Raw genomic sequence first — 14,266 nt, 5'->3', positions numbered from 1 at the left:
CACGGGTAGCCGCGCCGGATGAGCGCCGCCGACGATCGGTCCATCGCGCGCCGGACGCTGATCGTGATCGGTCTGGTCCTCGCCACCGGGGTCGGGCTCGCGCTGGTCTGGGCCACCCGGCGGGTGCTGGTGTGGGGACTGGTGGCGGTGTTCTTCGCGGTCGCCCTCAAACCGCTCGTGGACCGTCTCGAACGTCGGGTACGCCGCCGCGCGCTCGCCACGCTGCTGGTGTTCCTGGCCGCGTTCGCGCTGTTCGCCGCCGTCGGCGCGCTGATCGTGGTGCCGCTGGTGGACGAGGTGGGCCGCTTCGCCGACCGGGCGCCGGACATCGTACGCGAGGCGCAGGCCGGGCAGGGGCCGCTCGGGCGGCTGCTGGACCGCTTCCACCTGCTCCGCTACGCCGAACCCGGCCAGCTGCGCCGGTACGGCGCCCGGCTCGGCGACCCCACGGTAGGGGTGGTCCGCAGCGTGGCCCAGGCGGTCGCCGCGCTGGTCACCGTGGTGGTGCTGGCGTACCTGATGGTCCTGGAGGCGCCGAAGATCGTGGCCGCCACGCTGCGGCTCACCGGCGACGGCGCGGCGGCGCGGCTGCGGCGGATCGGGCGTGACTCGTCCCGGATCGTCACCGGCTACCTGAGCGGCAACCTGCTGATCAGCGTGATCTGCGGCGGTCTGACGTTCGTCGTACTGTTCCTGCTCGGTGTGCCGTTCGCCGCGGTGATCGCGCTGACGGTCGCCGTGTTCGACCTGATCCCGCTCGTCGGCGCCACGCTCGGCGCGCTCGCCGCGGCCGGCGCGGCGTTCCTGCACTCCCCCACCGCCGGCCTCGTCGTGCTGGTCTTCTTCGTGGTCTACCAGCAGGTGGAGAACCATCTGCTGCAACCGGTCATCATGGGCCGCGCGGTCCGGTTGAACCCGCTGACGGTGCTGGTCAGCGTGCTGCTGTCGGTCGAGCTGGCCGGGCTGGTGGGGGCGCTGCTGGCGATCCCGGCCGCCGGCATCGTCCAGGTGCTGCTGCGCGAGTTCGCGCCCGCCGGGCGGCAGGCGCTGCCGCAGCCCGCCGACGGCGAACCGGCCGACCCAGGTGCGGCCGGTAGCGCCGGAGCACCGGAACGGCCGCCGGCCGGCGGGTGAGAGCCGGCCGGCGGGTGCGTGCGGCGATCAGTGGCGGCGGGCCAGCTCCGGTGACTCGCTCTCCAGCGGCACCGCGTTCGCGGGGACCAGCCCGAGCTGCACGGCGGGCCGGGGCAGCGTCGCGTCCAGCGCCCAGTCCGCCGCGACCCGGGGCCGGTTACCGGGCATGGCCAGCAGGTGGTAGCCGCGGGTGACGGCCTTGGCCGGCAGCCCTGCGAGCGGCACCTTCAGCGGGTTCGCCGCCGCGTCCTTGCCGCCCAGGTCCACCACCCAGCCCAGGTCATGGTGCTTGTACGACTTGCGCACGCCCTGACCGTACGAGGCGGCGATGTTGTGCGCGGCCAGCTTGCCCTGCCGCTGGGCGTGCTGCGCGGTCATCGCGCACACCTGCCCGGGGCGGGTCGGGTCGGGCACGGCGGCGGCGTCGCCGCAGGCGAACACCTCGGGGTAGCCGGGGACGTTGAGGAACTCGTCGACCACCAGCCGGCCCTTCTCGGTGCGCAGGCCCAGTTCGGCCACGAACGGGTCGGGGCGTACGCCCACGCACCAGACGAGGCTGCACGTCGGGACGTACTCGCCGTCGGTGAGCATCACCCCGTCCGGGGTGGCCTCGGCGACCGAGGTGCCCATCCGCACGTCCACGCCGCGTTTGCGCAGCACCCGGTCGGCGGTGACCGACATCCGCCGGTCCAGTTCGGGCAGCACCCGGGGCGCCACGTCCAGCAGCATCCAGCGCGGCCGGACCTTCAGGTGCGGACGCTGGGCCATCAGCCGGTCGGTGAACAGCTGCCCGTGCGCGGCCACCTCGGTGCCGGTGTAGCCGGCACCGACCACCACGAACGTGGTGCGGGCCCGCTGCTCGGCCGGGTCCTGGGTCAGCTCGGCCAGCTCGACCTGCCGGACCACGTGGTCGTGCAGGAACAGCGCCTCGGGCAGGCCGCGGAAGCCGTGGGCGTACTCGGTCACGCCGGGGATCGGCAGCAGCTTGTTGACGCTGCCCACGCTGAGCACGAGCCGGTCGTACGCGAGCTGCCCGTGGTCGCCCTCGACGGAGCGGTAGCCGACCCACCGGTTCTGCAGGTCGACCCGGTCGGCCTCGCCGATCACCACGCGGACGCCGTCGAGCGTGCCGGCGAGCGGCACCGCGATCCGGGTCGGCTCGACCACACCTGCCGCCACCTCGGGCAGCAGCGGCAGGTAGAGGAAGTAGTCGGTCGTGTTCAGCAGGACGATCTCGGCCCGGTCGCGGGCCAGTCGGCGCAACGTCTTGGCCGCGTGGTACCCGGCGAACCCGGCCCCCACGATCACCACCCGTGGTTTCGTCATGCCTGCTGCCGTTCCCGGGCAGACCTGCGACAAACGTGCCCGTGATCCATCCATCAACGGCTATATGGACATTCCTCGTGATCGGCGCGAGGATGCCGGGATGGGAAACCACGAGACCGCCGAGGGTCGGCCCACGAGGTCCAGCCGGCGTACCTTCCTCACCGCCTCCGCCGCGGCCACCGCCGCCGCCGTCGCCACCCCGCTCACCGCCGCCCCGGCCGCCGCCGCGACCGGCACTCCCCCGGGCCCGGGCCGTCCGGCCCGGCCGCAGCGGCCCGGCCGCGAGCTGACCGCGCTGCTGCGCGAGATCGACGGCCGCCGGATCGAGGCCGTCGTGCGCCGGCTCGCCGCGTTCGGCACCCGCCACACCCTGTCCAGCCAGACCGATCCGGTACGCGGCATCGGCGCCGCCCGCGACTGGATCCACGCCCAGCTCTCCGGGTACGCGGCCGCGTCCGGCGGCCGGATGACTGTCGAACTCCAGTCGTACGTCCAGCAGCCCGCCTCCCGCATCCCCGTCCCGACCACCATCACCAACGTGGTGGCGACCCTGCGCGGCGACGTCACGCCCGAGCGGGTGTACGTCATCACCGGCCACTACGACTCCCGGGCGACCGACGTGATGGACGCGGTCAGCGACGCACCAGGCGCGGACGACGACGCCTCCGGCGTGGCGGTGGTGATGGAGCTGGCCCGGGTGCTGTCCACCCGCCGCACCGAGGCCACCATCGTGCTCGCCGCCGTCGCAGCCGAGGAGCAGGGACTGTACGGCTCGGCGTACCTCGCCTCGCAGTTGAAGGCGGCCGGCGCCGATGTCCAGGCCATGTTCAGCAACGACATCGTCGGGTCCAGCACCGCCGACGACGGCACGCGCGACCCGCGTACCGTGCGGTTGTTCGCCGAGGGCGTGCCGACCGCCGAGACCCCGGCCGAGGCGAGCGTGCGGCAGTCCGTCGGCGGCGAGAACGACTCGCCGTCGCGGCAGCTCGCCCGGTTCGTCACCGACGTGGCCGGGAACTCCGCCACCGGCATGGACGTGCGCGTCATCTACCGGCGGGACCGCTACCTGCGCGGCAGCGACCACATCTCGTTCCTGCGCGAGGGCTGGCCGGCCGGCCGGTTCACCGAGCCGAACGAGGACTTCGCCCACCAGCACCAGGACGTGCGGGTCGTCGACGGGGTGCAGTACGGCGACCTGCCGGAGTTCTGCGACTTCGGCTACATCACCCGGGTGGTCCGGGTGAACGCCGCGACGCTGTGGTCACTGGCCCAGGCGCCCGGCACACCCAAGGGCGTCACCGTGGTGACCACGAACCTGACCAACGACACCACGTTGCGGTGGCAGCGCGGGCCCGAGCCGGACCTGGCCGGGTACGAGGTGGTGTGGCGGGAGACCACCGCCGACCAGTGGCAGAAGGTGCTGCCGGTCGGCGACGTCACCGAGGTGACCATCGACCTGTCCAAGGACAACGTGTTCTTCGGCGTACGGGCGGTCGACCGGGACGGGCACCGCAGCCCGGTCGCCTTCCCGAAGCCCGGCAGCTGAGACCGGCCGGTCACCATCCTCCGGCGCCGCACTCAGTCCGGCGCCGGGGCGGTGATCGCCCAGCGTTCGTGGTCGCGCCACGCGCCGTCGATGAACAGGTAGTCCGGGGAGAACCCCTCCAGCCGGAAGCCGAGCCGGCGCGCCAGCCGCTTCGACGGCTCGTTGCCGGGCTGGATGTTCGCCTCCAGCCGGTGCAGACCGAGCGGCCCGAACGCGTACTCGATCACCAGCCGCACCCCGGCCGAGGCGTGCCCGGTGCCCGCGTACGGGCGGAACGCCGCGTATCCGAGGTAGCCGCCGCGCAGCGCGCCCAGCACGATGCCGCTGATGTTCGCGTATCCGGCGATCTGCCCGGTGGCCCGGTCGCAGAACAGGAACCCGGCGCTGTCCCGCCCCCGGATCTTGCGCAGGTACGCCGCGTAGCGCTGCGCGTCATCGGGCGCTGAGAGCCACGGATGGTGCAGGTCGCGGCTGCGCCGGACGGCGGCGACGAACTCCGCCTCGTCAGCCGGACGGGGACGGCGGATGGCGACGCGTCCGTCACTGCGCAGATATCGCACAGCGCCACTCTCCGCCACCGCGTCCACCCCACCGCATCCGGGGGTGCACTCCCCCTCCGCCACACGGCCCGCCGCGTCCGGAGTGCGCGTTTCCGCGCCGGCGCCCACTTCCGGCACGACCTCCCCGCCCCCTGTCCCGCCCCGACGTGAGGCGACCCGTCCCAGCCCGGACGTGAGGCCGCCTGCCCCGGCACCGACGTGAGGCCGCCCGCCCCGGCCCCGACGTGCCGCCCGTCCCGGCCGGTCCACCGCCCCGGGAAGGCGGGCCGCGACGCCGCTTCCGCCTCGCCCCAGGCGGGGCCCGTAGATCTTGGTAGGAAACGGCCCTCATGGGGGCCCTTTCGTACCAAGATCTCCCCGGCTCCCATGATGTGGCCTGCCGATCTCATTGTGCGGGAACGACGCCTTGTAGCCCCGCACGGCACCTTTTGGCTCCTGTGCGGCACAGGTGACGGACCGACGTGCCCACTCGATCTTGCACTTGGCGCCCCAGGTATGCCCGCTTTGCGAGGTTCGCCGGGCACCAAACCAAGATCGCGTGGGCGGGCGGGGTGGAGCTGTGACGACCGGCGTCGAGGCTGACCTCGGACGGATCCGTCCGCGCCTCGGACGGGACCATCGGCACCCGGTCGGGTGGTTCGGTCCGCGGTGTCCGGTTCGCTGCGCTGAGCCTGGCGGGGCTGTGGTCGGTGCCACCGTGGGGGTGGAATCGGTGGCGGGCGCGAGGCGTTGTACATGGCTGACGGCCCAGGCACCAGGTCGAGCGCCGGGCACCGGCCCGCCAGGGGCGCCCGGATAGGTCAGGGAATCGGCCCGGCCCGGTCGTCGTTACATCCCCGGACGACGGGCACCCCGCCGTCCCCCGGAATGGCCGCCGGCCGGACGCCGTTACCTCCCCCAGGTCGTCGCCCCGGCCGAGAGCCACGGAATGACCCCGGCCCGCCGGTCGTTACATCCACCGGGCCGAACCGCGAGGCCACGCCGCCGGACAGGCCCCATCGGGCCGTACCGCCCCGACCGGGTGAGCCACGGTCGGCGGGAATGACCCCGGTCCGCAGGTCGTTACATCCCCGAGCCGCGTAGAGCAGGCCCTCCGAGCCGCCCGCGTGCCAGCCCTCTCTCCACGGGCACCCCCAAGACTTTCCCCCTCGCGGCATCCCCCCCTTTGCCGCGTCATCCCCCACTTCAGGGAGGCAACCATCATGGCTACCACTCTGCTGCGCAAGACCGTTCTGACCGCTGCTGGTGTCGTCGCCACCGCTGGTGGCATCGCCGGCCCCGCCATCGCCGCCCATGCCGCCCCCACCACCGGCACCACGAGCGTGGTGGCCGACCGCAAGGGCCACGGCGAGCGGGAACTCGACGTGCGCTACGAGGCGCAGCCCAACTTCTACTTCTGCGGCCCCGCCGCCGCCCGTAACGCGCTGAGCGTGCAGGGCAAGAACATCGACGTGCACGCCATGGCCGAGGAGATGGGCACCACCGAGGCCGGCACCAACTCCATCAACGACATCACCCCGGTGCTGAACAAGGAGACCGGTAAGGACGTCTACAAGTCCACCGAGATCCCCGTGGACAAGGCCCGCGACCGCGACAAGGTCGACAAGCTGCGCGCCGACGTGGTCAAGACCGTCGACGACGGCCGTGCCGTGGTGGCCAACATCGCCGGCACCGCCACCGACACCGACGGCAACGCCCACTCCTTCGAGGGTGGCCACTACATCAGCGTGGTCGGCTACCGCGACGGCGGCAAGGTCGTGACGATCGCCGACTCGGCCAACCCGAACCAGGCCTCCTACCGGATGGACGTCGACGAGCTCGCCCGCTGGATCGCCAGCCGCGGCTACAGCTCCTGACCGAACGACCATGACGAAGGGCCCGACCCCCACCACGGGGTCGGGCCCTTTCGCGCGTATCCAACGGCTGCCTTCCGGTCACCTCGCCGTCACGCCGGTGTCGTCACCCGGACGGCTCGCTCCACCACGCTGGGTCGCGCCGGATCGTCCGGGCGACCGTGAAGGAGCAGCTGTGGCAGCCGAGGAGGCGACGCACCGCCCACCGACCACGCCCCGCCCAGCCGCGCCGAGCCGCCCCGACGTGAGCGTGGTCGTGCCTGTCTACAACACGCTGCGCTACCTGCGGTCCTGCCTCGACTCGGTGCTGCGGCAGACGATCGGGCCGGGCCGGATGGAGATCGTGGCGGTGGACGACGGGTCCACCGACGGCAGCGGCCGCCTGCTGGACCGGTACGCCGCGAAGCACCCCGGCACGGTGCGGGTGGTCCACCAGCCCAACTCCGGTGGCCCGGCGTCGCCCTGCAACCGGGGACTGGACCTGGCCACCGGCCGGTACGTCTTCTTCCTCGGCTCGGACGACCGGCTCGGTCCGGAGGCCCTCGAGCGTCTGATCGCCGCCGCCGACCGGTACGGCTCGGACGTGGTGCTCGGCAAGGTGGTCGGGGTCAACGGCCGGCACGTGTTCTCCGACGTGTTCGCCGACGGCAACGCGGTCGACGTGAGCCTGTTCGACTCGGCGCTGCCCTGGTCGCTGGCGAACACGAAGCTGTTCCGGCGCGACCTCGTGGACCGGCTCGGGCTGCGGTTCCCGGAGGACATGCCGGTGCTCAGCGACCAGCCGTTCACGCTCGCCGCCTGCTACCACGCCCGCCGGATCTCGGTGCTCGCCGACTACGACTACTACCACGCGGTGCGCCGGCTGGACGCCCGCAACATCACCTACCACAGCCGGGTCGAGCAGCGCCTGGTCAGCGTGGAGCGGCTGTTCGCGTACGTGGCCGACCTGATCCCCGCCGGGGAGCGCCGGGACGCGGTGCTGCGCCGTCACGCCGGGCTGGAACTGGCGAACCTCGTCGGCGACGACTTCCGGCACCTGGACCGGGCCGCGCAGGAGCGGGTGCACGCGACGGTCGCGCGGCTGGTGCGGCGGCACGTCACCGACGGTCTGCGGGACCGGCTCGACATCGAGGCCCGGCTGCGCCTGGGCGCGGTGACCGCGGGCGGAGTCGACGACCTGCTGGCGGTGATCGAGCAGGACAGCGGCCGGGGCGTGCCGGCGACGGTGTTCGCCGGTGACCGCTGGCACGCGGGCTACCCGGGTGCCCCGGCCCGGTGGACCGACGTCACCGACGTGCGCGCCGACTGGCTGGCGCGGCTGGACACCGTCGACGTGAGCTGGGTCGACGGGCACACGTTGACGGTGACGACGCGCAGCCCGTACCCCCGGTTCGCCACGGAGGCCGGGCCGGTGCGGATGCTGGCCGGTCCGGTCGTGGGCGCCACCCGGATGGACGCCGGCGATCCGACCGGCCGCACGCTCCGCACGGACTTCGCACTCGACCGGCTCCTGGCGGCAAGCTCCGCCAGCGGGCAGCGCCATCCGGTCCGCGCCGAGGTGGACGGCGGTCACGGGCGCGGCGGGGCCGCGGTGCGCGCGCCCCGGCTCGCCGCCGGGCGGCCCCGGCTGCTGCGGCACGGCGCCCGGCTGTACGGGGTGGCGGCGACAGTCGACCCGCGCAACGGTCAGCTCGTGCTCTCCGTGGTGCCGGTGACGGTGGGTCAGCTCGTCGGGCGGCTGCGCCGGCGCGGCAGGCGCGGTCCAGTAACGGCGCAGACGTCAGGGCGCGGCCCGGAAACCCTGCTCGGCCGGCATGGGCACCTGGAGGTACGTGGTGCCGCGCAGGTCCAGCCAGGCCCGCTGCGGCGCGCGGACCAGCCGCACCATCACCCCGGTGCAGGCGGGGCAGCGCCCGACCAGGCCCGGGGCGTGCGAGTAGACGTGTAGCCCGGCCATCGGGCCGGTCGTCCCGCAGGTGTCGCAGCGGCCGGTGGTGGCGCTCAGGTCGACGGCGAACAACTCACGCAACGGCCCGTCGAGCATGTTGCCGTCCACGTAGGACAGGTCGGTCATACGCCCTCCTCGGGTTCTCAGCCGGTCGGGCCGAACCGTTCGGTCCGCACGCGCCGGGTCGGGTGACCCAGCCCCACCAGCAGGTCGGCCACGGTCTCCACGAATCCGGTGGGGCCGCACACGTAGCACAGCGGCTCCAGGTCGGGCGGCCAGCCGTGGCTGTTCACGTCGGCCAGGCCGATCCGGTGCGGCTCGCCGCGCCAGCCCTCGGGCGCGGACCTGGTGTAGACGTACGCGACGTCGAGGCCCTGGTCGTCGCGCGCGCGGCGGCGCAGCTCGTCGGAGTAGATGACGTCGTCGGGGGTGCGCACCGAGTAGACGAGCCGGAACGGCGTGCGGCTGCCCGCGGCGCGGCGCGCGCGGATCATCGCCATCAGCGGCACCACGCCGGATCCGCCGCCCACGAGCAGCACCGGCGCGGTGTCGTCGGTACGCCAGACGAACCAGCCGCCGACCGGGCCGCGTACCTCCAGCGGATCGCCCTCGGCGTAGGTGTCGGTCAGGTACGGCGACACCTCGCCGTCGGGCACCCGCTGCACCGTCACCTCGATCCGCTCGCCGTCGGCGGGGCCGGCCAGCGAGTACGACCGGGCGGCCTGGTAGCCGTCCTCGGCGGTGAGGCGCAGGTCGACGTGCTGCCCGGGCAGGTGCCCGGGCCAGCCGGGCACGTCCAGCACCAGCGTCTGCGCGGTGGGCGTCTCGATCCGCCGCTCGACCAGCCGGGCGACCCGCCACATCAGCGGCGCGACGCGGCGGCCCTCGGCCTGGGCCGTCACCTCAGTCGCCCTGGTAGCGCTGCTCGCGCCACGGGTCGCCGTAGTCGTGGTAGCCGGCGGTCTCCCAGAAGCCGGGCCGGTCGTCGGCGAGCAGCCGGATGCCGTGCACCCACTTGGCCGACTTCCACAGGTACAGGTGCGGCACGAGCAGCCGCGCCGGTCCGCCGTGCTCGGCCGGCAGCGGCCCCCCGTCGTACGTGTGCACCACCCAGGCCCGACCGCCGCGCAGGTCGTCGAGCGGCAGGTTGGTGGTGTAGCCGCCGTAGGAGTGCGCCAGCGCGTACCGGGCCTCGGTGTCGACGCCGTCGAGCAGCGTGTCCAGGGAGACGCCCTGCCAGGTGGTGCCGAGCTTGGACCAGCGGGTGACGCAGTGCAGGTCCACAGTCGGGGTGTCCTGCGGCAGGCCCATCATCTCGTCCCAGGACCAGCGGTACTCCGCGCCGGTCTCGCTGGTCAGCACGAACTCCCAGGTGTCCAGCGGCACGCGCGGCGTCGGGCCCGCGGAGAGCACCGGGAAGTCCTCGGTGAGGTACTGCCCCGGCGGCAGGTCGGGCGCGGACGTACGGGGCCGGCCCTGGAAGCCGGGCGAGACGATTCCCACCCGTCAGTCGTACCACCGCCGGTCCCGCCGGGGCAGGGGTTCCCACCGAGTCAGGCGGAACCTCCACCCTGCACCTCGTGCACGACGGTGCGCTTGCCGTCGCCGCTGTTGCGGGTGGCCCGCAGGCTGGTGATGGTGACGATCACCAGGACACCGATGATCACGCCGAGCGAGGCGAGCGTCGGGATCTCCGGCACGCCTTCCCAGATGCCGTGCGCCCAGTGCAGGCCGAGCTTGACGCCGATGAACGCCAGGATGGCGGCCAGGCCGTAGCTGAGGTGCACGAGGCGGCTCAGCGCGGCGTGCAGCACGAAGTAGAGCGCCCGCAGGCCCAGCAACGCGAAGGCGTTGGTGGCGAAGACCAGGTACGGGTCCTCGGTGATGCCGTAGACGGCCGGCACCGAGTCGACGGCGAACACGATGTCCGTGGCCAGCACGGCGACCACGACGAGCGCGAACGGGGTGAGCGCCCGCCGGCCGCCCTGCCGGATCGTCATCCGGGTGCCGTGGTAGTCGTCGACCACCGGCATGATCTTGCGGAGCAGGCGTACCGACCGCATCTTGTTGATGTCGACCTCCTGCTCGTGCCCGGAGAGGGCGTCGCGCAGCAGCTTGACCGCGGTGGCGATCAGGATGAGCGCGAACAGCAGGAAGGCGAAGTCGAGCGTCTGGAGCGCGGCGGCGCCGAGCGCGATGAACACACCGCGCAGCACCAGGGCGCCCGCGATGCCGTAGAGCAGCACCCGCTGGGCGAGCACGGCGGGCACCGCGAACGCGGCCAGCAGCAGCATGAAGACGAACAGGTTGTCGACCGAGAGGGACTTCTCGACCAGGTAACCGGTGAGGTACTCGATGCCCTGCTGGCTGCCGTAGCGGGACCAGATCCAGGCGCCGAAGGCCAGCGGCAGGGCGATGTAGAAGGCCGACCAGCCCAGGGCCTCACGGATCGAGACCTCGTGCGGCTTTCTGGTGACCAGGAAGTCGAGCACCAGCAGGACGAGCACGCCGACGATCGTCACGACCCACAGCGTGGGCGTGCCGACAGACGACAACCCGGCCGCGGCCAGGGGCGACAATTCGGGCATGGAGCCTCCTCGAACACCGTGTCATGTTCGAGGTCTCCTTCACCCACGTTTTCGTGGGCAACCACCCGGGGCTCGCCTCGGCGGCTTGCCGTACTGACCGGAATGATTCGTGGGAAGTACTCCCCTCGCCTGCACAAGGCTAGGTCACCGCCGGACCGGACGCCAAGTCGGGACACGGTTGATTGCCCTGGTCAACCGCTGTGCGGTGGTGGAGGGCATGGCGCCAGGTCACCGGGCACCCTATGGTGACGCGGGTGACCAACCAGGGACCACTGACCGGCGTACGGGTGATCGAGCTGGCCGGGATCGGCCCCGGTCCGTTCGCGTCGATGATGCTGGCCGACCTCGGCGCCGACGTGGTGCGCGTCGACCGGCCCGGCGGCGGCGGGTTCGGCGCCTTCCCCGGCGACCTGCTGAACCGCAATCGCCGCTCGATCGCCGTCGACCTCAAGCAGCCCGAGGGGCGTGACCTGGTGCTCGACCTGGTCGCCGGCGCGGACGCGCTGGTGGAGGGCTTCCGGCCGGGGGTGACCGAACGACTCGGCCTCGGCCCGGACGACTGCCTCGCCGCCAACCCCAAGCTGGTGTACGGGCGGATGACCGGCTGGGGGCAGGACGGGCCGCTGGCGCAGCGCGCCGGGCACGACATCGACTACCTGGCGCTGACCGGCGCGCTGCACGGCGTGGGCCGGGCCGGGGAACGCCCGGTGCCGCCGATGAACCTGCTCGGCGACTACGGCGGCGGGGGCATGATGCTGGCGCTCGGCGTGGTCGCCGCGCTGTACGCGGTACGCGGCGGCGCACCCGGCCAGGTGGTCGACGCGGCCATCGTGGACGGCGTGTCGGTGCTGGCCACCCAGATCCACGCGCTGCGCGGCATCGGCCTGTGGCAGGACCCGCGCGGGGTGAACCTCCTCGACGGCGGCGCGCCCTTCTACGACACGTACGAGTGCGCCGACGGGCGGTACGTGGCGGTGGGCGCGCTGGAGCCGCAGTTCTACGCCGAACTGGTCCGGCTCACCGGCTTCCCGCCCGACGGCGGCGACGGCCCGCAGGACGCCGGCGCGGCGGTCGGCGGTGAGGCGCTGGACCGGGACGATCCGGCGAACTGGCCGGCGCTGCGGGCGGCCTGGGCGCGGCTGTTCCGCACCCGTACCCGGGACGAGTGGACGGAGCTGCTGGCCGGCACGGACGCCTGCGTGGCGCCGGTGCTCGACTGGGCCGAGGCACCGGAGCATCCGCACCTGCGGGCACGCGAGGTCTTCGTGGCGCCGGACGGCGTCACCCAGCCCGCTCCCGCACCGCGCTTCTCGGCCACCCCGACCTCTGTCCGGCGCCCGCCACCGTCGCCGGGCGAGCACACCGACGAGGTGCTCGCCGGTGCCGGGATCGACGCCGGCCGGATCGCCGCTCTGCGCGCCGCCGGTGTGATCGGCTGACCGGCCGCCGGTTCAGCGGCGCGCGGCGGCCGGGGCGAGGGCCGGTTCCACCATGTCCCGGTAGTCGCGCGGAAACTGGACCACGACCTCCTGGAACTCCCCGCCGCGGATCGCCTCGCGCATCGTGACGAACACCGCGCGTACCGCGTCCCGGGCGGTGTTCTCGTCGCAGTCGGCCCGGCGGGCGACCCGGGCGACGAACTCCGCCGCGCCGAACCGTTCCGCGGCCTCGTCGCGCGGATACGGGCTGAGCAGCCCCTGGAGTGGCTTCGGCAGCTGCGCGGCCAGGTCCAGCACCTCGCCGCCGGTCAGCCGCTCGGCGAACGTCTCCAGTGTGGCCCCGGTGAGCGTGGCGGCCCGGTCCTCGCTGGTGCCGGTGAGCCGGGCGACCCGGCTCACGAAGGTCAGGTAGTGCATGCGTGGTACCCCCTTCGGTGCGCCCACCGCGGCTACCCGCGACGGCGCGCCGGAAACGGCGCCGGTCACCGGCGCGAGACGGGGGCGGGATTTCCGCGCTCGCGGGCGTGAGCGGCGGCGCGACGGGTAACCGCCGCCCGGTCATGACCCCGACTACTGCCACGAGGAGCCCGACCCATGGCGAGTTACACGGATGTCCTTGATTACCTGTCCGCGCTGGACTACCCGGCCGGCAAGGACGACGTCATCCGCGAGGCGGAACGGGAGGGCGCGCCGCCGGACGTGTTGCGGGCGCTGCGCGCTCTGCCCCCGGTGGACTACGCCAACGGCACCGAGGTGGCCCGGTCGGCCGGCATCGACGCGGCTCCCGAGGTGAGCCGGTCGCAGCGCGCGGCGCAGGCCCGCGACAACCACCCGCGCGTCTCGCAACACCTGCGCGGCATCTGAGTACGGCGTCGGGCCGGCGGGCGACACGGCCGCCGGCCTCTGCGCGTGCGGAAACAGGCCCGGCGTACGACTGTCGCGCGTGGGCGCTGCCCTGTGGCGGGTCGGCGTGCCCGGACAGGCGAGCGCCCCGGGTCACGAACCGCGACCTGGGGCGCCACGCAGCACCTGTCCTCCGCGGTTCACGCCCGAACCGGGTCGCGACCGCGCAGCGGTGAGATGTTCGCCCGAACCGGGCGGGCATCGCTGCCACGATCATCATACGACGCGACATCAGCCGAACGGGTGAGAATCGCGGAAGTGTGTCCGGGCGCACGTGTGCGCTCAGGCGGTCACCTCGGCGTACCGCCGCTCCAGGTCCACTCGCGCCAGCGCTCCGACCAGCCACGACAGTTGCTCCGACTCGCCGCTGCCGGTCAGTCCGGCGAGGTCGCGCGCGGTACGGCCCAGCCCGAGCCGGCGGGCCGCCGCGAGCGCCCGCCGGTCGGCCACCGGCGCCGCCTCACGCCACAGCGCCTGCGCTTCGCGCAGGAACAGGTCGCACACCTCGTCGTCCACTCCGGGCAGCGCGGTCAGCAGCCGCCGTTCCTCGCCCGCATCCTGGTGCGCGGCGGTCCGCAGTCGGCGCAGGTCACCCCGGTACGTCTCGACGATCGTGCGGGCCAGGTCGCCGAGGGTGTCGGCGATCGCGGGCAGGTCACCGCGCAGTCCGGCGGCGCGCAGCACGCGTACCCGGTCCTCGTGGCGGGAGCGGGCCATCCGGGCCGCGGTGTCCCACCCGGCGTCGCGCAGCGCGGTGGCCGCGTCGACGGACCGGTGGAAGTCGCCCCGGCGGGCCAGCAGAACGGCCAGGTACAGCACCTGGAACAACTGGGCCGGGTTGTTGGTCACCCGGAACCCGAAGCACTCGGCGAACCCGCGGCCGTCTCCGGCGAGCCGGCGGGCGAGCCGCTTCTTGTCCGCGACGTCGCGCGGGGCGGTGGTTGTCGGCATGCCGCCGACTACCCCGGT

Annotated in this window: 13 protein-coding genes and 1 pseudogene; 6 read left to right on the top strand and 8 right to left on the bottom strand. The window is 73.5% G+C overall.

What is annotated here, in order from left to right:
• Positions 1 to 18: 18 nt before the first annotated feature.
• Positions 19 to 1,134: an AI-2E family transporter gene (locus tag FB454_RS25415; RefSeq protein WP_091328359.1), complete on the top strand. Its 1,116-nt coding sequence runs from the start codon at positions 19 to 21 to the stop codon at positions 1,132 to 1,134.
• A gap of 27 nt (positions 1,135 to 1,161) precedes the next feature.
• On the opposite strand, the gene FB454_RS25410 is transcribed toward FB454_RS25415, so the two are convergent.
• Entirely contained in the window at positions 1,162 to 2,460 is a 1,299-nt protein-coding gene (locus FB454_RS25410) for an NAD(P)/FAD-dependent oxidoreductase (RefSeq protein ID WP_013477041.1), read from the bottom strand.
• Between the two features lie 100 nt (positions 2,461 to 2,560).
• On the opposite strand from FB454_RS25410, the gene FB454_RS25405 reads away from it, so the two are divergent.
• On the top strand, positions 2,561 to 4,006 hold the full coding sequence (locus FB454_RS25405; RefSeq protein WP_145823647.1) for a M20/M25/M40 family metallo-hydrolase: 1,446 nt from the start codon (positions 2,561 to 2,563) through the stop codon (positions 4,004 to 4,006).
• A gap of 32 nt (positions 4,007 to 4,038) precedes the next feature.
• Here FB454_RS25405 and FB454_RS25400 read toward each other — a convergent pair whose 3' ends face one another.
• Positions 4,039 to 4,566, bottom strand: a complete 528-nt coding sequence (locus FB454_RS25400) for a GNAT family N-acetyltransferase (RefSeq protein ID WP_236619305.1) — start codon at positions 4,564 to 4,566, stop codon at positions 4,039 to 4,041.
• A gap of 1,202 nt (positions 4,567 to 5,768) precedes the next feature.
• Between FB454_RS25400 and FB454_RS25395 the strand changes: the two genes are divergently transcribed.
• Positions 5,769 to 6,422 (top strand): C39 family peptidase, encoded by a 654-nt coding sequence (locus FB454_RS25395; protein ID WP_013285977.1) that lies wholly within the window; start codon positions 5,769 to 5,771, stop codon positions 6,420 to 6,422.
• A 172-nt stretch (positions 6,423 to 6,594) separates the two neighbouring features.
• Positions 6,595 to 8,367, top strand: coding sequence for a glycosyltransferase family 2 protein (locus tag FB454_RS25390; RefSeq protein WP_013285976.1), 1,773 nt, complete (start codon positions 6,595 to 6,597; stop codon positions 8,365 to 8,367).
• Here FB454_RS25390 and FB454_RS35515 read toward each other — a convergent pair.
• The 4 genes and pseudogenes from FB454_RS35515 to FB454_RS25375 all read right to left on the bottom strand — a co-directional run.
• A pseudogene (locus FB454_RS35515) lies at positions 8,293 to 8,463 on the bottom strand (DUF6510 family protein); the annotation flags it as partial. The gene FB454_RS25390 and the pseudogene FB454_RS35515 overlap by 75 nt on opposite strands.
• Positions 8,464 to 8,510: 47 nt before the next feature.
• Entirely contained in the window at positions 8,511 to 9,230 is a 720-nt protein-coding gene (locus tag FB454_RS25385; protein ID WP_174361792.1) for a ferredoxin reductase, read from the bottom strand.
• A gap of 40 nt (positions 9,231 to 9,270) precedes the next feature.
• The gene (locus FB454_RS25380) at positions 9,271 to 9,870 is read right to left on the bottom strand and encodes a sulfite oxidase-like oxidoreductase (RefSeq protein WP_013285974.1); all 600 of its coding nucleotides are present in this window, start codon (positions 9,868 to 9,870) and stop codon (positions 9,271 to 9,273) included.
• Positions 9,871 to 9,920: 50 nt separating this feature from the next.
• Complete coding sequence (locus FB454_RS25375) at positions 9,921 to 10,955, bottom strand: TerC/Alx family metal homeostasis membrane protein (protein WP_013285973.1); 1,035 nt, start codon at positions 10,953 to 10,955, stop codon at positions 9,921 to 9,923.
• 242 nt (positions 10,956 to 11,197) lie between these two features.
• Here FB454_RS25375 and FB454_RS25370 point away from each other — a divergent pair, with 242 nt between their 5' ends.
• The gene (locus FB454_RS25370) at positions 11,198 to 12,394 is read left to right on the top strand and encodes a CaiB/BaiF CoA transferase family protein (protein ID WP_013285972.1); all 1,197 of its coding nucleotides are present in this window, start codon (positions 11,198 to 11,200) and stop codon (positions 12,392 to 12,394) included.
• A gap of 12 nt (positions 12,395 to 12,406) precedes the next feature.
• Here FB454_RS25370 and FB454_RS25365 read toward each other — a convergent pair whose 3' ends face one another.
• Complete coding sequence (locus tag FB454_RS25365; RefSeq protein WP_013285971.1) at positions 12,407 to 12,811, bottom strand: DUF2267 domain-containing protein; 405 nt, start codon at positions 12,809 to 12,811, stop codon at positions 12,407 to 12,409.
• A 177-nt stretch (positions 12,812 to 12,988) separates the two neighbouring features.
• Here FB454_RS25365 and FB454_RS25360 point away from each other — a divergent pair, with 177 nt between their 5' ends.
• A complete protein-coding gene (locus tag FB454_RS25360; RefSeq protein WP_013285970.1) occupies positions 12,989 to 13,258 on the top strand; it encodes a DUF2795 domain-containing protein in 270 nt (89 codons plus the stop codon).
• 321 nt (positions 13,259 to 13,579) lie between these two features.
• Here FB454_RS25360 and FB454_RS25355 read toward each other — a convergent pair whose 3' ends face one another.
• Positions 13,580 to 14,248, bottom strand: a complete 669-nt coding sequence (locus tag FB454_RS25355; RefSeq protein WP_013285969.1) for a hypothetical protein — start codon at positions 14,246 to 14,248, stop codon at positions 13,580 to 13,582.
• Positions 14,249 to 14,266: the final 18 nt, after the last annotated feature.

The organism is Micromonospora sp. CNZ297 (assembly GCF_007827625.1).
The sequence above is the reverse complement of the archived record's forward strand: the minus strand, read 5'-3'. Positions and strand labels throughout refer to the sequence as shown.

Coding starts and splice junctions, on each gene's coding strand:
- FB454_RS25415 (WP_091328359.1), top strand. CDS start 19: ATGAGCGCCGCCGACGATCGGTCCATCGCGCGCCGGACGCTGATCGTG.
- FB454_RS25410 (WP_013477041.1), bottom strand. CDS start 2,460: ATGACGAAACCACGGGTGGTGATCGTGGGGGCCGGGTTCGCCGGGTAC.
- FB454_RS25405 (WP_145823647.1), top strand. CDS start 2,561: ATGGGAAACCACGAGACCGCCGAGGGTCGGCCCACGAGGTCCAGCCGG.
- FB454_RS25395 (WP_013285977.1), top strand. CDS start 5,769: ATGGCTACCACTCTGCTGCGCAAGACCGTTCTGACCGCTGCTGGTGTC.
- FB454_RS25385 (WP_174361792.1), bottom strand. CDS start 9,230: ATGTGGCGGGTCGCCCGGCTGGTCGAGCGGCGGATCGAGACGCCCACC.
- FB454_RS25375 (WP_013285973.1), bottom strand. CDS start 10,955: ATGCCCGAATTGTCGCCCCTGGCCGCGGCCGGGTTGTCGTCTGTCGGC.
- FB454_RS25370 (WP_013285972.1), top strand. CDS start 11,198: ATGGTGACGCGGGTGACCAACCAGGGACCACTGACCGGCGTACGGGTG.
- FB454_RS25365 (WP_013285971.1), bottom strand. CDS start 12,811: ATGCACTACCTGACCTTCGTGAGCCGGGTCGCCCGGCTCACCGGCACC.
- FB454_RS25360 (WP_013285970.1), top strand. CDS start 12,989: ATGGCGAGTTACACGGATGTCCTTGATTACCTGTCCGCGCTGGACTAC.
- FB454_RS25355 (WP_013285969.1), bottom strand. CDS start 14,248: ATGCCGACAACCACCGCCCCGCGCGACGTCGCGGACAAGAAGCGGCTC.